Source organism: Streptosporangium sp. NPDC005286, from assembly GCF_040607515.1.
Taxonomy (GTDB): domain Bacteria; phylum Actinomycetota; class Actinomycetes; order Streptosporangiales; family Streptosporangiaceae; genus Streptosporangium.
The window spans coordinates 1-17,248 of record NZ_JBEXGU010000041.1; the positions used below are offsets into that span (position 1 = coordinate 1).

At 69.6% G+C, this 17,248-nt stretch carries 17 protein-coding genes; 7 read left to right on the forward strand and 10 right to left on the reverse strand.

All coding sequences use genetic code 11. The features are described from left to right. Positions 1–36 precede the first annotated feature (36 nt). A complete protein-coding gene (locus ABZU75_RS17320) occupies positions 37–1,230 on the reverse strand; it encodes an MFS transporter (RefSeq protein ID WP_355554999.1) in 1,194 nt (397 codons plus the stop codon). Positions 1,231–1,422: 192 nt separating this feature from the next. After that, entirely contained in the window at positions 1,423–1,929 is a 507-nt protein-coding gene (locus ABZU75_RS17325) for a TetR/AcrR family transcriptional regulator (RefSeq protein WP_355555001.1), read from the reverse strand. Between the two features lie 112 nt (positions 1,930–2,041). Here ABZU75_RS17325 and ABZU75_RS17330 point away from each other — a divergent pair, with 112 nt between their 5' ends. Further along, a complete protein-coding gene (locus ABZU75_RS17330; protein WP_355555003.1) occupies positions 2,042–3,205 on the forward strand; it encodes a cysteine desulfurase family protein in 1,164 nt (387 codons plus the stop codon). A 73-nt stretch (positions 3,206–3,278) separates the two neighbouring features. Here ABZU75_RS17330 and ABZU75_RS17335 read toward each other — a convergent pair whose 3' ends face one another. After that, positions 3,279–4,325: a DUF695 domain-containing protein gene (locus tag ABZU75_RS17335; RefSeq protein WP_355555005.1), complete on the reverse strand. Its 1,047-nt coding sequence runs from the start codon at positions 4,323–4,325 to the stop codon at positions 3,279–3,281. 59 nt (positions 4,326–4,384) lie between these two features. Here ABZU75_RS17335 and mnmA point away from each other — a divergent pair, with 59 nt between their 5' ends. Continuing rightward, on the forward strand, positions 4,385–5,455 hold the full coding sequence (mnmA, locus tag ABZU75_RS17340) for a tRNA 2-thiouridine(34) synthase MnmA (protein ID WP_355555007.1): 1,071 nt from the start codon (positions 4,385–4,387) through the stop codon (positions 5,453–5,455). Positions 5,456–5,536: 81 nt separating this feature from the next. Here mnmA and ABZU75_RS17345 read toward each other — a convergent pair whose 3' ends face one another. The 5 genes from ABZU75_RS17345 to eccCa all read right to left on the reverse strand — a co-directional run bounded on the left by ABZU75_RS17345 (position 5,537) and on the right by eccCa (position 12,222). Then, the gene (locus ABZU75_RS17345; protein ID WP_355555009.1) at positions 5,537–6,178 is read right to left on the reverse strand and encodes an MBL fold metallo-hydrolase; all 642 of its coding nucleotides are present in this window, start codon (positions 6,176–6,178) and stop codon (positions 5,537–5,539) included. Between the two features lie 87 nt (positions 6,179–6,265). After that, entirely contained in the window at positions 6,266–7,390 is a 1,125-nt protein-coding gene (locus ABZU75_RS17350) for a transglycosylase SLT domain-containing protein (RefSeq protein WP_355555011.1), read from the reverse strand. Then, positions 7,390–7,692 (reverse strand): hypothetical protein, encoded by a 303-nt coding sequence (locus tag ABZU75_RS17355; RefSeq protein WP_355555013.1) that lies wholly within the window; start codon positions 7,690–7,692, stop codon positions 7,390–7,392. Before ABZU75_RS17355 ends, ABZU75_RS17350 begins: the two co-directional genes overlap by 1 nt. Positions 7,693–7,752: 60 nt before the next feature. Then, complete coding sequence (locus ABZU75_RS17360) at positions 7,753–8,064, reverse strand: hypothetical protein (protein WP_355555015.1); 312 nt, start codon at positions 8,062–8,064, stop codon at positions 7,753–7,755. A 186-nt stretch (positions 8,065–8,250) separates the two neighbouring features. Continuing rightward, on the reverse strand, positions 8,251–12,222 hold the full coding sequence (eccCa, locus tag ABZU75_RS17365; protein WP_355555017.1) for a type VII secretion protein EccCa: 3,972 nt from the start codon (positions 12,220–12,222) through the stop codon (positions 8,251–8,253). Positions 12,223–12,398: 176 nt separating this feature from the next. On the opposite strand from eccCa, the gene eccD reads away from it, so the two are divergent. Continuing rightward, the gene (gene eccD / locus ABZU75_RS17370) at positions 12,399–13,811 is read left to right on the forward strand and encodes a type VII secretion integral membrane protein EccD (RefSeq protein WP_355555019.1); all 1,413 of its coding nucleotides are present in this window, start codon (positions 12,399–12,401) and stop codon (positions 13,809–13,811) included. A gap of 1 nt (position 13,812) precedes the next feature. Here the strand turns inward: eccD and ABZU75_RS17375 are convergent, their stop codons facing one another. Together ABZU75_RS17375 and ABZU75_RS17380 are read right to left on the reverse strand one after the other, a co-directional pair. Beyond that, on the reverse strand, positions 13,813–14,571 hold the full coding sequence (locus tag ABZU75_RS17375; protein ID WP_355555021.1) for a hypothetical protein: 759 nt from the start codon (positions 14,569–14,571) through the stop codon (positions 13,813–13,815). A gap of 42 nt (positions 14,572–14,613) precedes the next feature. Then, entirely contained in the window at positions 14,614–15,033 is a 420-nt protein-coding gene (locus ABZU75_RS17380) for a hypothetical protein (protein ID WP_355555023.1), read from the reverse strand. Positions 15,034–15,209: 176 nt separating this feature from the next. Here ABZU75_RS17380 and ABZU75_RS17385 point away from each other — a divergent pair, with 176 nt between their 5' ends. The 4 genes from ABZU75_RS17385 (at position 15,210) to ABZU75_RS17400 (ending at position 17,204) form a co-directional block, all read left to right on the forward strand. Next, on the forward strand, positions 15,210–15,653 hold the full coding sequence (locus ABZU75_RS17385) for a YbaB/EbfC family nucleoid-associated protein (protein ID WP_355555025.1): 444 nt from the start codon (positions 15,210–15,212) through the stop codon (positions 15,651–15,653). Positions 15,654–15,754: 101 nt separating this feature from the next. After that, entirely contained in the window at positions 15,755–16,195 is a 441-nt protein-coding gene (locus ABZU75_RS17390; RefSeq protein ID WP_355555027.1) for a YbaB/EbfC family DNA-binding protein, read from the forward strand. A 312-nt stretch (positions 16,196–16,507) separates the two neighbouring features. Further along, entirely contained in the window at positions 16,508–16,840 is a 333-nt protein-coding gene (locus ABZU75_RS17395) for a WXG100 family type VII secretion target (RefSeq protein WP_355555029.1), read from the forward strand. A 58-nt stretch (positions 16,841–16,898) separates the two neighbouring features. Then, on the forward strand, positions 16,899–17,204 hold the full coding sequence (locus ABZU75_RS17400; RefSeq protein WP_355555032.1) for a WXG100 family type VII secretion target: 306 nt from the start codon (positions 16,899–16,901) through the stop codon (positions 17,202–17,204). Positions 17,205–17,248 lie beyond the last annotated feature (44 nt).

The following is a 17,248-nucleotide window of genomic DNA, read 5'->3' on the forward strand; positions in this document are numbered from 1 at the left end:
CGCACGACATGTGCGGTGCCGTCTCGCGTTCCCGGGTCAGGCCGCCATCGAGAGCTCTCGCCCGGCGGTCTCCGCGGGGACGGCCGCCGCGCGGTGGCGGGGCAGGAACCACGCGACCGCGGCGATCAGGACACCGAGCAGCACGGCGATGCCGAGACTCGTCCTGAGCGTGGCCAGATCGGAGAGGAAACCGATGATCACCGGGCCCAGCAGCAGTCCCGCGTAGCCCATCGCACCGGTCTGGGCGATGGCGGGTCCCGGGGTGCCGGTCGCCTCGCCCGCCAGGGACATGGCCATCGGCGAGACCGTCGCCACGGCGACGCCCACGAACAGCATGGCCGCGAGGGCGACCGGTGCGCTGGGGGCCGTGATGACCACGCCGAAGGTCGCGGCGGTGGCCAGGCCCGAGGCGACCATCATGCCGCGGGCGCCGAAGCGGGCCCGGACCCGGTCGCCGGCCAGCCGCCCGGCCAGCATGCCCGCCTCGAAGATCGGGTAACCCAGGGCGGCCACCGCCTCCGGGGCACCCAGCGCGTCCCGCAGGTACAGGCCGTTCCAGTCGGCGACCGTGCCCTCCACCATGAACGCGCAGAAGGCGATCACGCCGAGCAGGTAGATCACCGGAGGCATCCGGCGGCGGGGCGCGGTGGGGGCGGTGCCGGAGACCACCGTCGGGTCGGGCAGGTAGGTGCGGCTGATCAGGACCGTCGCGGGGAGCGCGAGCAGGGCGATCAGCACCAGGTGGGCGGTGATCGAGAGTCCGGCCGCGATCGCCGCGGTGCCCAGCAGGCCCGCGCCGATCGCTCCGGCGCACCAGCCGGCGTGCATGCCGTTCATCAGCGGGCGGCCGTAGGCGCGCTCGACCGCCGATCCCTGCGCGTTCATCGCGACGTCCACCGCGCCGAACGCCATGCCGAACAGGCCGCTCGCGGCCACGGCCAGGGGGAACGACGGCGCCACCGCCAGCAGGGCCAGGGTGGCCGCGGTGAGGGGGGCTGCGACCCGGAGGATGCTCCGGCTGCCGAAGCGCGCCATCACGGCGCGCATCGACTGCATGGTGATGAGCGCTCCCAGCCCCCATACGAGGAGGGTGACACCGACCGACGCCTCGGACAGGCCGAGCTTGTCGGAGAGCGCCGGAATGCGCACGGTCATCGATCCACACATCAGACCGGCCAGCACGAATGTGAGAACCGCCCCGGTTCGAGCCGTTCTCAGGTCGCGGGTCATGCTCAATCCCTTCAATAAATGTTTTGACAAACCGGTGAACGGGCACACCAAAGACGGTCGCTTTCGCGCGTGCGGAAGCGACCACCAATTTGTGTGATGGGTTTTCCCTGGCCGGGCACGCGATCAGGCGCGCGGGCGAGTGAGGGGTGCCAGGGGAACCAGGAGAAGTAAGGTGTCAGGGGCCTATCAGGGTCAGGCGGGCAGCATGGCCAGCAGACGCCGTTTCAGGCTCTCGTAGCGCTCGTCGTCATAGAGATCGGGGTCGTGGCTCGCCACGTCCCACAGTCCCTCGCAGGCGAGGCGCACGATCTGCGCCGCCTCCGGGTCGGGCTCGCTGTCGAGCCCCTCGCGATGCCATCGGGCCATCGCCACCCGCAGCGGTGCCAGAAGATAGAGGTTGCCGGAGGCTCCGGTCACCACGGCCCAGCGCCGCAGCCTGCCGCTTCGCACGGCGGCGAACGTGGCCGCCAGGTAGTTCTTGGTGTAGGTGTCGTGGCCCTGGGCGGCGATGAGCTCGTCGAACTCCTCGATCAGCCGCTCGACCATGCCCTTGATCAGGGCTTCCTTGGTGCTGAAATGGTAGAGCAGGCCGCCTTTACTGCATCCGGCGCGCTCGGCGACGGTCGCCAGGGTGAGCGCCTGGGAGCCCTGGTCGGAGAGCAGATCCTCTGCCGCGTCCAACAGTTCACCCCGTCTCATGGCCGCTACTGTACCGTCTGGACGGTTTAGTGGTCAACTCCGGGGGTGAGGCCCTTCCCGAGCACGGATACCCTTGGAAGGTTGACAGCGATGTGGGGGAGGGGATGCGGCCGTGCAGTCCGCCTATCTCGATCACGCGGCGACCACGCCGATGCTTCCCGAGGCGATCGAGGCGATGACAGCCCAACTGGGCCAGGTCGGCAACGCGTCCTCCCTGCACGCCGCCGGCCGCCGCACCCGCCAGGTCGTGGAGGAGTCGCGGGAGACCATCGCCGCCGCGCTCGGCGCCCGTCCCAGCGAGGTCGTCTTCACCGCGGGCGGCACCGAGGCCGACAATCTCGCCATCAAGGGCCTGTACTGGGCCCGTCGCGCCGGGGGCGCGGACAGGATCCTGATCAGCGCCGTCGAGCACCACGCCGCCCTGGACCCCGCGCACTGGCTGAGCGATCACCAGGGTGCGACCGTCGAGCTGCTCGACGTCGACGAGTTCGGCCGGGTGCATCCGCAGACCCTGCGCGAGGCCATCGAGCGCGACCCGGGCAGCGTCGCGCTGGTCAGCGTCATGTGGGCCAACAACGAGGTCGGCACCGTCCAGCCCGTCCACGCGCTCGCCGAGGTGGCCCGCGAGTACGGCGTCCCCTTCCACACCGACGCGGTCCAGGCGGTCGGTCAGATCCCGGTGGTCTTCGCCGACTCGGGGATCGACGCGCTGACGCTCTCCGGTCACAAGGTCGGCGGCCCGATGGGCGTCGGCGCGCTGCTGCTCGCCCGGGGCGTCGACCCGGTGCCGGTACTGCACGGTGGCGGTCAGGAGCGAGATGTCCGCTCCGGCACGCTCGACGCCCCCGCCATCGCCGGTTTCGCCACGGCCGTGCGGACCGCGGTGGCCCGGCAGGCCGAGACCTCGACCCGGCTGGCCGCGCTCCGCGACGACCTGATCCGCCGGGTCCGTGAGGCGGTGCCCGATGTGATCCTCAACGGCGATCCGGTGAACCGCCTCCCGGGCAACGCCCACTTCTCCTTCCCCGGCTGCGAGGGCGACGCGCTGCTCATGCTGCTGGACGCCAAGGGCGTGGAGTGCTCGACGGGCTCGGCCTGCTCGGCAGGTGTCGCCCAGCCGTCCCACGTCCTGCTCGCGATGGGCGCCGACGGGTTCCGGGCGCGCGGCTCGCTGCGCTTCTCCCTCGGCCACACCTCGACCGAGGCCGATGTGGACCGGCTGGCCGAGATCATCGGCCTCGCCGTCGAGCGCGCCCGCCGCGCGGGTCTGAGCTGATCCGTACGGCTCTGAGTGATCCCATACGGCCGCCGGTACCCCGGCGCCTCCTTAGGACCCGTGCCGGGGATTCCTAGGTCAGGAAGGGCGAGACGGCGATCCAGCCGGGGTCGCCGACCACGTCGACCCGGGGCCGCCCCTCCTCCCAGCTCACGATGAGCTCCTTGGCGTGGATGGCCGTCTCGCTCACCGGGTCGGCGTAGACGTGCAGCACCCGCTGCCCCTCGGCGCTCATGTGCGCGGCGAGCAGGGCCTGGCCGTTCAGCCTGCTGATCCGCCCGGCGAGGCGCTCCTCGAAGTCGCGCAGCGCCTCCAGCGAGGGGCCGGTGGGCAGCCCTTCGGCGTCGCGGTGCGCGTACGGCAGCGTGATGGCGATGTGCTGGTCGAACAGCGGGTGGTCGACCGGGCGGAGCGGGTATCGGGCGGTGGCGATCAGGCGGGCGCCGGTGGCGGTCTCACCCTCCAGCAGCGCCCACTGCTCGTCCCGGTAGCCGGAGGCCAGATCGGAGACCACGCTCGGCAGGTGCACGGCGGGCACCGCGTCGATCGGCTCGAAGGCCGCGGCGGAGATGTCACCCACCCAGCGGGCCACGTCGTCCTCGCCGAGCAGCCAGTCGAGGGCGAGCAGCGCCGCCTCGGTGCGCGTCTCGTCGTCCAGGATGGTGAAGATCGGATGGTAGGCGACCACGTCGACCCGGGGGTTGCCGTGCGGGGCGCGCAGGCCGAGCACGAGCTTGTCGAGCGCGAACTCGTAGCCGCCCACGTCGAGCGTGAGGTCCATCGCGTGCGGGTTGGCCCGCCGGGACGGGTGGAACTCCCACAGGCCGTCGGCGGGCGGCGCGGCGGCGGCCCAGCGATGCGCGATGGGGCGCAGCTCGGGGTCGCCGGCCGAGGTGACCACGAGGGCCTGGTCGGCGCTCCGGCCGGGGGCGATCTCCCACACCAGCGACGGGTGGACGACCAGCACCGCGGGCCCGATCCACTCGGCCAGCCGCTCGGCCTCGCCGGCGGCGACCATCGCGTCCAGTTCCGGTCTCGCCTCCGCCCACCACGCCCAGAACTCGCCGATACCGTCGGCAGGGTCGGCGGCGGGCTCGTTCTTCCGCCCGAACAGTCGCATGACCCCGGATTCTCCCAGCCCGACGGGGTGCCCGCCAACACGGGTACGCTCAAGGGGTTATGAGTCTTCGTGTGCTTGCCGCCATGTCCGGCGGCGTCGACTCCGCCGTGGCGGCCGCCCGCATCGCCGAGGCGGGCCATGACGTCACCGGTGTCCACCTCGCCCTCTCGGCCAACCCCCAGTCCTATCGGACCGGCGCCCGCGGGTGCTGCACGGTCGAGGACTCGCGAGACGCCCGCAGGGCCGCCGACGTGATCGGCATCCCCTTCTACGTCTGGGACATGGCCGAGCGGTTCCACCGCGACGTGGTCGAGGACTTCGTCAGCGAGTACGCCGCCGGCCGCACGCCCAACCCGTGCCTGCGCTGCAACGAGAAGATCAAGTTCGAGGCGGTGCTCGACCGCGCCCTCGCGCTGGGCTTCGACGCGGTGGCCACCGGGCACCACGCGCGGGTCACCGACGGCGTGCTGAGCCGCAGCCCCGACGAGGGCAAGGACCAGTCGTACGTGCTGGGCGTGCTCACCAGGGAGCAGCTCGGTCACGCGATCTTCCCGCTGGGCGACTCCACCAAGGCCCAGGTGCGCGAGGAGGCCGCGCGGCGCGGGCTCATGGTGGCCGACAAACCCGACAGCCACGACATCTGCTTCATCGCCGACGGCGACACCAGGGGCTTCCTCGCCGACCGTCTCGGCACGGCGCCGGGTCCGATCGTCGACGAGTCCGGCGAGGTCGTGGGCGGCCACGAGGGCGCCTACGGCTTCACGGTCGGCCAGCGCAAGGGCCTGCGCATCGACCGCCCGGCCCCCGACGGCCGCCCGCGCTACGTGCTGTCCATCGAGCCGGTCTCCAACACGGTCACGATCGGTCCGCGCTCGTCCCTGGCGGTCACGGAGATCGTCGCGGGGCGCCCGGTCTGGAACGGCCCGACCGGCGAGCCGCGCGAGCCGCTGACCTGCACGGTCCAGCTCCGCGCGCACGGCGAGGTGTACGGCTGCCGTGCCCGGCTCTCCGGCGGGGAGGTGCACATCACGCTGGACGCCCCGGCCGCCGGGGTCGCGGCGGGCCAGGCCGCGGTGCTCTACCTCGGCGACACCGTGATCGGCTCGGCCACCATCGCCTCGGCCCGCTGAGCCCCCTCCGCCGCCGAGCGGGCACGTCATCGGCGGCCGCGTCCCCGCGCCCGGTTCCCGGCCCGGGCGAGCAGGTCCGCGTCAGGGCAGGGTGATCGACTCGCCGGGCTTGAGGCGGCGCATCTCGGCCTTCTGCTGCTTCGACTCCATGTCCAGCCACATGTCGACCAAGCCGAGCCCGGTGTCGTTGAGCAGGCCGTCGTGGGTGGAGAAGGCCCTGTCCGGGCGGACCTGGCGCAGGTACTCGACCATCTCCGACGCCTTCATCCACGGCGCGTTGGTCGGCACCAGGAGCGTGGGCACCTCGACGCCCGGCGGGGTGAACGCGTCCCCCGGGTAGAAGACCTCCTCGTCCACGAGGAAACCGACATTGCGCACGATCGGCTGGTCCGGGTGGTTGGGGGCGTGCCACTCGCCGACGACCCTCACCCCGAAGCCGGCCGTGTCGAACGCGTCGCCGTGCCGTACCACCTGGATCTTCGCGGGGACGTCGGTCAGCGTGGCGGCCACGCCCTCGTTGGTCCAGATCTCCAAGGACGGGTCGGCCTCGGCCGCCCGGCGCAGCCGGCCCGCCTCCACGTGGTCGAAGTGCTCGTGGGTGATGAGCACCGTCCGTGCCCCGTCGAGCGCGGACTCCTCACTGAAGGAGCCCGGGTCGATCACGAGAACGGAGTCGTCCTTCTCCAGGCGGACACAGGCGTGTCCGAATTTCGTGAGTCTCATTCCCACACCCTAAAGGGCGCGCCGAATCATGATCCGCAGTGGGGCGGGGGCATCCGATCTTCATCGGCCGCCCCGCGGCGGCGGGTGTCAGTACGGTTTGTAGCCGCCGTCCTCGCTGAGGGACTTGAGGCCGGGGTGGCCGTCCAGGGAGCCGTAACGGCTGATGGTGTAGCGGACACCGGCCATGATGTTGTGCACCGGGTTCCAGACGTCGTCGTAGCCGGGCTGTTTGTGCGCCTGGAACGTGGGGTCGATCGTCTGCATGAGTCCCTTGGACGGGATGCCGGCGGCGGCGTTGGAGTCCCAGTTGTTGATCGCCTGCGGGTTGCCGCCCGACTCGTGGAAGATGATCGTCCAGATCTTGTCGATGGTCGCCGGGTCGTCCGGGTTCACGGCCACGCCGTTGTCCCGCAGGATCGTGAGCGCCTCCCGGATCCACTCCACGACCTCCTTCTTCGGCGCGGGGGTCCCGCCGCCGCCGCCCGGCGACGTGCCGCTGTGCCCGACCGGGCCGTAGCCGCCCTCGGAGCCGTTGCCGCCGTTGCCGCCGTAGCCGCCGGAGTCGCCGAGAGCGCGGATTCCGGTCGGCGGCTGGTAGCCGGGGGTCCGTTCCCAGCCGGAGGTGGGTATGGAGGCGTCGCTGCCCGGTGACCTGACGAGGGAGAAGTGGGCCAGCTCGTCTTCCGTGTGTTTCTCAAGGGTGGTTGTGGCCAGGGTCACGGCGTCGCTGGCGGGTCCGATCGCGCTGTGAGCGTCGGAGATGGCCGTCTCGACCCACGGTCCGAAATCCTGGTCGAGGTCTCGCTGCTCCCTGTCGGGGTTGTTCCTGCGGTGGGTCTCCACCCGGTTGAGGAGGTTGCCGCAGATGTTGTCGACCGTCGAGCTCGCCTCCTCCAATCTCGCGGCGACCGCGTCGAGGGAGTTGGCGCAGCTCACCAGCGCGTCGCGGAATCCGTCGCAGGCCCGGTCGTACGTCCGCATGTAGCCCCTGAAGGTGTCCGCGGAGGCGCCCTGCCAGGCGTTGTCCACGTCGATCACCGTGGTGTTCAGGCCGCTCACCAGCTCGATCGCCGCGTTCGCCGTCGTTCGCCAGCGGGTCGCGACCTTGCGGATCGACGCCGGGGCGCCGGCGACCTGCCTCCTGAGGCCGACGAGCTCATCGCCGCGTGGCAGCCCCGAAAGAGCCGCCGCGATACCGTCCGGGGCAGCCACTATCGCCCTCCGGCCTCGCTGGCGTTGTTCGCCCCGCGGACGTTGTCCTGCACCGTCTCCAGAGCGCGCTCGACGCCTCTGAGCTTCTCCCTGACCTGCTGGAGCTCCTCGTCGATGAACCCCTCAAGGCTGTCGACGAGCCCGGCGAGCCTGGTGGAACCGGTGAGACCTCCGTAGTCGGAGGTGTTGGACGGCGGAGCCGGATGATCGTCACTGAGCTCGTCGCGGACCTGGTTGGCCAGCTTCCCCACCTTCGTACGGCACCGTTCGAGCGCCTGAAAGTGAAGGTCGATGCCTGCCACGCGGCCGCCCCCTTCCGGGCTCGCCCTGAGCCGATCAAGGTCGAGCATAACGGACAGGGGTTACACGGGACCCGCGCCGTCGGCGCCCCGGTAGGTGTAATTGTTGATCATCAGCCCCACTCCGGAGCCTGACAGGTCCACCTGCAGCGCCTCCAGGATCTGGGTGGTCTCTCGGAAGAAGTCCTGGTAGCCCTCGGCGAGTTCCTCCGACCCCTGAGGGACCAGGCCGAAGCAGCTCGACGTGGGGGCGGCGTTGATTTTGAACATTTCCAGGGGGGCTTTCAGGGCGTCCCCGGCGTCCTTCAGGTCGTTCCCGCTCTTGGTCAGCCCGTCAGAGGTGTATCCGAATCCCTGCTCGTCCGCTTGGCCCATGCCGGCCTCCTCGCGCACCGCGGCCGGGAAACGCGCAAGGGCCCGGTGCCTCGTGTTAACGACTGTTGATCAAGAGTTTACATATTGTTGGCCTTTTTTGTACTTTTTCGGAGGAGCAAGCGATCTTTTGAGTCTGCGAGGGATTCGACTAGTAGTGGGTGGTATGTCCGACACGGCCTGCGTGGCCTACCCGTCCGAGGGGGCCAAGAGGGCGGTCTGGATGAGGCGGGCGCCGGACTTCCTGTCGACGTGGTATCCCCGGCCCGCCGGAAGCGGATGGGGGCGCACATTGCCGAACAGGGAGCCCTCGTCCTTGTTGCCGGAGAGGATGACGGCGGGGCTGGCCATGTCCTTGACCCGCTGGATGACCGGGTCGAACATCGCCCGGCCGATGCCGCCCATCGCGCGTGACATGACCAGGTGCAGTCCGATGTCGCGGGCCTGCGGCAGCAGGTCCACCAGTGGCAGCAGCGGGTTCGACGAGGTCGCGACGAGATCGTAGTCGTCGACGACGATGTAGAGGTCACAGCCCTTCCACCAGTCCCTGGCCCGGAGCTGGTCGGGGGTGAGGTTCGCCGGGGGCAGCCGTTTGAGCAGCGCGCCACGCGCGTCGTTGATCAGTTCGAGGGCGGCCGCGCCGGAGGCGGCGTAGCCGATGCGGTGCTCGGTGGCGGCGGAGTCCAGCAGCGACCGCCGGTAGTCGACAACGATCATCATGGCCTCCTGCGGAGTGCGCCGGGCGACCAGGCCCTCGGTGACGAGCCGCAGCAGGTTGGACTTCCCGCTCTCGGTGTCGCCCACCACGATGAAGTGCGGGTCCGTCTCGAAGTCGAGCATGACAGGCGAGAGGGTGGCCTCGTCGATGCCGATCGGGATGCGGCCCGGCCCGCTCTGGGCGACGTCGGGCAGCGTCCCGGCGGGCAGTATCGACGGCAGCAGCCGTACGGGCGGTGCGGAGGCACCCTTCCAGGCGCTCTTGACGGCCGAGACGAGTCCGCGCACCCCCGCCGACAGGTCCTCGGCGTTCCGGACGCCGTCGATCCTGGGGAGCGCGGACAGGAAGTGCATGCCCTCCTTGGTGAGCCCGCGTCCCGGTACGCCCGCCGGCACGGCCAGCGATGACTTCCGGTTGATCTCGGACTCGTAGGCGTCGCCGAGCTTGAGCTCCACCCGGGTGCCGAACAGGTCGCGGATGCCGGGCCGGAACTCCGACCACTTGTTGGTCGCGGCCACGACGTGGATGCCGTAGCCGAGACCGCGCGCGGCCAGATCGGTGATCACGGGTTCGATCGTCTCGAACTCCTGCCGGACGGTCAGCCAGCCGTCGACCACGAGGAAGACGTCTCCCCAGCCGTCGCCCTCGATCGTCCCGTCGGCAAGCCGCCGCCGGTAGGTGGTGATCGAGTCGATGCCCTGTTCGGCGAAGTCGCGCTCTCGCCGCTGGAGAAGGACGGCGATCTCGGCGACCGTACGGCGGACGCGGTCACCGTCGAGACGGCTGGCGATCCCGCCCACGTGGGGCAGCCCCTCCAGCGAGGCGAGTGAGCCGCCGCCGAAGTCCAGGCAGTAGAACTGCACCTCGCGGGGTGTGTGGGTGAGCGCCATGCTGGTGATCAGCGTGCGGAGCACCGTGCTCTTGCCGCTCTGGGTTCCGCCCGCGACGCCGACGTGACCGGTCGCACCCGCCAGGTCCAGCCAGAACGGGTCGCTTCGCTGCTCGAACGGTCTGTCGATGATGCCCACGACGGCGTGCAACCGGCCCCGGCCCACCCACCCGGCCGTGGTGAGGCCGTGTTCCGGTGTGACCGACAACGGCGGGAGCAGATGGGCGACGGTCGGGGGCTCGTTCAGCGGAGGCAGCCAGATGCGGTGGGCGGGCGGGCCCTGGCCGGCCAGCCGGCCGACCACGATGTCCAGCAGGCTGCTCCTGTTGTTCTCCACCTGTTCGTCCGACTCCGGCTCCTCCACGACGGGCAGCGGGACGAATGCCGGGCCGTACTCCACCACCTGCCGGATCGATCCCCGCCCGTCCGGTGTCGTCGCGTGGCGCGGGTCCACCTGGTGGGAGCCGGACACATAGGCGGCTTTGAAGCGGGTCATTCCGGTGGTGTCGAACTTGAGGTAGGCGTTGCCCGGGGCGGACGGCAACTCGTAGGCGTCGGCGACCCCCAGCACGACCCGGCTCTCCATCGCCGAGAACGTGCGCAGGCCCACCCGGTAGGACAGATGGGTGTCCAGGCCGCGCAGCCGCCCTTCCTCCAGCCGCTGTGAGGCCAGCAGCAGATGCACGCCAAGGGAGCGGCCAAGCCGCCCGATCATCACGAACAGCTCGATGAACTCGGACTTGGCCGCGAGCAGCTCGCTGAACTCGTCGATGACGACGAACAGCGTGGGCATCGGCGCCAGGTCCGCGCCCTGTTCGCGAGCGCGCTCGTAGTCGCGCAGCGAGGCGTAGTTGCCGGAGGCGCGGAGCAACTCCTGGCGGCGGACCATCTCGCCGTGCAGGGCGTCGTACATGCGGTCGACGAGGGGGAGCTCGTCCTCGAGGTTGGTGATGACCGCCGAGACGTGAGAGAGGCCGTCGAGGCCGAGGAAGGTGGCACCGCCCTTGAAATCGACCAGGACGAAGTTCAGGATCTCCGAGGAGTGGGTGACCGCCAGGCCGAGCACCAGGGTGCGCAGCAGCTCGCTCTTGCCCGAGCCGGTGGCGCCGATGACCAGCCCGTGCGGGCCCATCCCACCCTGCGCCGACTCCTTGATGTCGAGTTCGACCACCCGGCCGTCGGAGCCGAGGCCGATCGGCACCCGTAGCCGGTTGCGTCCGGCTCTGGGCCGCCAGGTCACCGCGGGGTCGAGACGGGTCGGATCGCCGACGCCGAGCAGGTCGGTCAGCGAGGTGTCCACCGAGAGCACGTCCTGCGGCTCCCCGCCCTTGGCGGTCGAGGCGCGCAGCGGCGCGAGCTGCCTGGCCAGTCCCTCGGCCCTGAGGAAGTCCATCCGGTCGGGATCGCCGAGGCGGGTCGAGTTCTCCTTGCCCGCGTGGTCGATCTTGACCATGAAGAAGCCCTCCGGCTGGACGTCCAGCCGGAGCGTGTTCTTCTCCTCGATCGGTGCCGTCGAACCGGACAGGTCGATCACGGTGACACCCTGGATGGCGTCGCCGCCCAGCTGGGAGTCGTGCGGCACGTGCCCGCCGTCGATGATCAGCACGTGGTACGGCAGGGCGTCGGAGGAGGCGCCCGGGTTGAACCGTGCCCGCTCCCTCAACTCGCCGCCGACCAGCTTGTCGAGCTCACCGAGATCGTTGGTCATGAGCCGGACCGGGCCTGCGGCGTCATGCTCCTCCGGGTGCAGCGCGTGGGGCAGCCACTTGACCCAGTCCCACTGCGACATCCATTCCTCGCCCGCGCACACCATGATCCGCATGTCGTCGGGAGAGTGGAACACGGCGATCTGCGCGATCATCGCGCGCACGATCTCGTGTACGGACGCCACGTCGCCGGTCAGCCTGATCCGTGCGAAGGAGTGCAGGGCCACGGCGACCGGCAGCCGGGAGACGGTCGAGTGCGCCCGGACGAACCGTCGCAGCGCGCCGGACGACAGGGCGTCCAGATCCTCGACGGGTTTGGAATCGGGAGGGATGAGCTTGAGAGCGAGCTTCTGTACGCCCGTGCCGAGTCGTACGGTGCCGAAGTCGTCGTCGTGGGAGCGCCGTTCCCACAGGCGCGGACCCATGGCGATCCACCACAGGGAGTCGGGGGCCGGGGCGCCCCACTCAAGAGCCCCCCGCTGTTGCGCGGCCGCTCGTCGTACCCTCTTGCGGATCTGGGCGAGGTAGCGGAAGTAGTCGCGGCGCAGGCTGTTCAGCCGCTGCCTGCGTTCCCCGGCCTGGCGGCTTATCTGCCCCACCGACATGCCCACCATGGAGACGGCGAACAGGCCGCTCGCCACATACATGATCGGGTTGGAGTTCCCCCCGGCGGTGAACATCAGACCCATCGCGGCGCCACCGGCCACCATCGGCAGGTAGGTGAGGATCGCGGTGAAACCCTGTGACTCGACCTCGGGAATCTCCGGTGGAGACTCAAGCAGGATCTCGCCCCGAGGTGGCTTGGGCGGGGGACGGCGTTCGGGACGTCGTATGACGACGATGCTCACCCTGCGTCACCCTCCTGGTCGTTCGCCGGGTCGTCGGTCACGGATACTCGCCTAAGGCTGCCGTGCATGATCCATTCTCGCCCGCTACGGTATCCGGGATATCTGTGATGTTCGCAATGTCGGTGGTGGGACGGAGGACAAAGGTGAGTTCACTTGCTCAACCGCCTGCTCCAGGATTGACGCCGCAGACCGCGCCGGCCCGGGTCGCCGCTCCGCTACCCGCACTGTGTCACGTCACGGTGGTGGCCCCCAGGGGGAAGGCGGATCTGGCGCTACCGGCAGACCTTCCGCTACCGCACATCCTGCCCGGCCTGCTGCAGGCGCTGGGCGAGCCGGGAGGCGACTCCGCGACGGCTCCCGGATGGGCGCTCCAGCGGCTCGGCGGCCCCCCGCTCGACATCGGTCAGAGCCTGGGTGCTCTGGGGGTGCTCGACGGTGAGGTGCTCTACCTGCGACCCCGCGACTCCGTGCTCCCTCCGGCCCTGTTCGACGACGTGGCCGACGTGGTCGCCACGAGGGTGAAGGACGGCCCGGGCAAGTGGGCCCCGGAGCACACCCGCCTGGTGGGCCTGGGGCTCGCGGTGGCACTCCTGGTCGCCGGAGCCCTGTCCCTGATACTGGCGGGGCCGCCGTGGACGGTTCCCGCCGTGCTCTGCGGGGTGTTCGCGGCTCTCCTGATCGCCGCGGGCGCCGTGCTGTCCCGGGCGATGGGCGACTCCGCGGCGGGCGCGCTGATCGGATACGCGGCCCTGCCCTACGGCTTTCTCGCGGGGCTCCTCGCGCCGCTGGCCCTCGGAGGTCTGAGTGGCCTGGGCGCGCCTCACCTGCTGTCGGCGTTCGCCGTCACCGTGCTCGTCGCGACCCTCGGCCTCGTCGCGGTCGCCGACGGCGTGCCCGGACTCCTCGGCTCCGCCGTGGCCTCGGCGGTCGGCGCGGTGGGGGCCGCCGTCGTGATGCTGTCCGGAGCCCCCGCCCAGGGAGTCGCCGCGCTGACCGCCACGGTCGTGCTTGCGTTCGGCCCGCTGATCTCGACCCTGTCGTTCCGGCTCGCCGGGATGCCGATGCCCTCGATGCCCACCAACGCCGAGGAGTTGCGGAGCGACAACCACCAGGTCGATGGCCCGGCCGTCCAGGAGCGCGCCGGCCAGGCACGGCACTACGCGACCGGATTCGTGGTAGCGACCGCCCTGGTGGGGCTGGTGGCCCAGGTCTATCTCGCGCTGGACTCCCGCTGGACCGCCACGGCCACCACGCTCTCCCTGTCGCTGGTCCTGTTCATGCGGGCCCGCGTCTTCCAGGGGCTTGGCCAGCGGCTCTGGCTGACGATCACCGGCACCGCCGGAATCGTCCTCTTCGCGATGTCACAGGCCGTCGCCGGGGGCGGTCTCACGGCGGTCGGTGTGGCGACGGGGTTGTTCTGGATCGCCGCGATCCCGGTGGGCATCGGCCTGGCGCTGCCGCGTGGGAAACCGTCCCCGTTCTGGGGCAGGGCCGGGGACATCGTGGAGACCCTGCTGATCGTCGCACTGTTCCCGCTCGCCCTCGGCGTGCTGGACGTCTACTCCTGGGTACGTGGCCTGGCTGGCTGAGCTACTGCCCGTAAGGCATGGGCTTGTCCTGCTTGGGGGCGATCCAGTCGAAGCCACGGGTGCCCCTCAGCATCGCGTTGTCGTCGGCGTAACCGCGGAAGGTCGGGTAGCGCGTCACGTCGATCGTCGCCTGCTTGAACTCGATGGCGGCCGCGTCGGTCGGCGCGAAGTTGTCCAGGTAGAGGTCTCTGCGCCAGAGGTTGAAGAGGGTGTATCCCACGGCGCCGAGATAGCTGGTCATCACTCCGGCCCAGGCGAGCAGGACCTTGTCGGAGGCGGCTGCCAGCAGGCGCAGGTAGAGCCGGGCCTGGGGGGCGGCAGGGGTGAACGTGAGCGCCACCGTGGCCAAGGTCGCCGTGAGCATCGCCGCGGAGAAGGCGGTGACGGTCCAGATGAAGTTGCGGTAGGCGCTGCCGACCTCGTCCATACAGCCGGCGACGTCGTTGAAGACTCCGCGCAGTGCCTCGGTCTTCTCCAGGAAGGTCGCGAGGACCTCCTCCACCCCCCGTTCGTCCTCCGCCTTCCAGACCGTTCTCAGCTGGTCGTTGATATTGGGGATGAGCCGTTTCGGGCCACCGTCGAGTTCACGCGCGAGCGCGTGCCAGTTGTTGACGGTCCGGATGATCGCGGCATGGTCCGCCTGCAGCGCCTCTACGGCGCCGAACGCGAGCAGGGGGACTCCGGTCAGGAGCTGCACCCGTCTCAGGTTGGAGAGTGCCTGCTCCATCGCGTGCGGCGCGCCCGCGTGCTTCGCCATCATGATCTGCCTTCGTGGTTTCCCGGCCTTCCCGTTGTCTCCCGGTCAGACGTATCGGACGGTGCCCGCGTCCTCGGCCGCGCGCCAGTTGGTGGCGGCGACGCGCATCCCGCCCTGCAGCCGCTCGACGGCCTCTATCGCGTCCCGAAGGAACTGGGCCGACTCCTCCTGAACCTTTCGGTAGGAGGGGGCGATCATCAGGCTGCCCATCATCCCGAGGTCGGAGTCGCTGAGGATCGTGTCGTGCAGCTTCTGTAGATGATCTTTGAAATGGTCGATGAGGTCAGGTTCCAGACGCTCCGCGACTCGCAGGATGCCCGTTGAGGTGACGTACCTGTCCTGGTTGTCCTGGGCGCCGCCGGGGGAGGGGGCCGCCGTGGACACCGTGCTGGACACCGTGCTGGGCGATGACGGCCGCCATACGGTCGGATGAGGGCCGGCGGTGCTCGGTGAGGGAGTGGACATGTGATCTCCCTATCACCGGGTTCGCCACTCCTGCCACGCGTCAAACGGCGTTCATCCAGGTGGGAGGCGTCTGTTCATGCGACGTTCGGGGTGATGACATCTGCCGCTGGAGGTGGGTTCACCGGCTCTCGATCGACTGCGAACCCTGATTTACATGTGATCTTCAAGGGGGGGCTGTGGTCTTCGAGTTCGACCCGGTGGGAGCCGGGCCCGAGGAGTTCGACAAGATGAGCGGCCAGGCGGACCGGGCCGTGCGGGACCTGGCCGGAGCCGTCGAGGAGATCGGTGCGGTGCGGGGGGAGGGGGAGTCCGCCGACGGTCTGGTACGGGCGACGGTGGACGGCGGCGGGATGATCCAGGGAATCCGGCTGGACGCGCGGGCGATGAGGCTGGGGAGCGAGGGCCTCGCCGAGGCGCTGACGGATGTCGTACGGGCCGCGCAGGAGGACGCCCGGCGGAGGACCGAGAGCCTGTTGCGCTCCGCGTTCGGTGGGGAGACCCCGCCGGTGATCGACGTTGGACGGACGCTGCGGCGGTTCGAGGAGGTCCAGGAGTCCTTCGCACGCTCCATGGACGGGAGTTTCGCGGAACTGGACAGGCTCCGGCGTCGACCGTCGTGATCCCGGCCGTATTGCCACCCCGCGGGAATGGCGGCTAGGTTGCCCGGAAAGTGACCGCCTGTTACTCGTGGGGTAAGTGGCGCCCGGGGAGGGGACCCTCGATGAGGGAATTCGGGGAATTCGCGAACATCGATGTCGACAGGTTTCTGAACGGCGTGGAGTCGCAGATCGCGCGCACGGGGAGACTGCGGGAGGACGTCGCCGGGCTGGTGGGGCGTGCCCAGGACGAGGACGAGCTGGTCTCGGTGGAGTACACGACCGAGGGGCTACGCGCGCTCGACATCCATCCCAAGGCGATGCGGCTGAGCTCGTCCGAACTCGCGGAGAAGATAAAGGCGACCCTCCAGGACGCCTCCCAGGATCTGCAGACGCGGGTGAACGCGGTGATGGGCGAGGTGTTCGGCGAGGAGATGAACCCGATGAGATTCGTCGCCGATCCGGAGGCGGCGATGAGCCAGGTCAAGTCCGCCGAGGCCACCTACAAGCGGACGTTCGAGGATGTGATGGGCGAGCTCGACCGAATTCGCCGAGGACTTGAGTAGCGCCCCGGTCCGTCGCGGTCGGCCTTCGGATGTGGGCGGCCTGAGGTGTGATCCGGCCGCCGCGCCGATCGCCTTGGGGTGCCCGTCCGGTCTGCCCCCTCTGGCCTGCATGTTTTTCTTAATGTGACTAAAGTGTTATCTGAGCTTGATATACATTCATGTTAGGTATGTTGCGCTAGATCGCTAACATGCCATTCGATGGCATTTGCGGCTATAGCTCTTTCTGTCCGCGTGTGCGGTGTTGTGGCCGTACGGTCCGTGGCAGACACGGCATCGTCGCGAAGAAGCAGGCTTATGTCACGGAGGTAGCCGGTGGCGGAGTTTTTTGGCGCGAGCGCGACACAGATCAGGAGAGCGTCCGAGCTCGTCGTTGACACCGCGCAGTACGTCGACGGCCTGCGCCGGGGCGTCGAGACCACGACCCAGGAGCTGACCGCCTCGGGCTGGCTCGGCCCGGCGTCCGCCAGGTTCGTCGGCGCGATGCGCAAGTGGGATGAGCAGATGATGATCGTGCGACGGGACCTGGAGTCGATCGCCAGGAAGATGGGCGACAACTCCATCACCTACAGCGCGGCGGACCAGGACGTTCAGTCAGGTATGAACAGGGTCGACTCCCTCATCAACACCAGCACGACGGCGTCCTGACCGTGGACGTCGGCGTGAAGTGAACCTGCTCGACCCACGACCAAGAACGGAGATCGATGTGTCCGATTCGGACTATACAAAGGTCAACTTCGTCCAGATGGAGCAGGCCCAGGAAGGGCTCCTCCGCGTCGTCACGGCCATGGACACCGCCACTGACCAGCTCATCACCAAGCTCCAGGAGGTGCTGGGCGACAGCTGGGCGGGTGACGCGGCGACCTACTTCGAGGATCACCGCAAGATCTGGGACGCGGCCGAGCAGGAGATGGGCCGCCAGTTGAACATCGCCGCGGTCGCCCTCGGCACCGCCAACGAGAACTACCGGGCGGCGGAGGCGAGGAACAAGGCCATCTGGAGCAGCGGCTGAGACGACCGGTACACGTCTCATGTGGTCTCGGCCATCGATGCGTG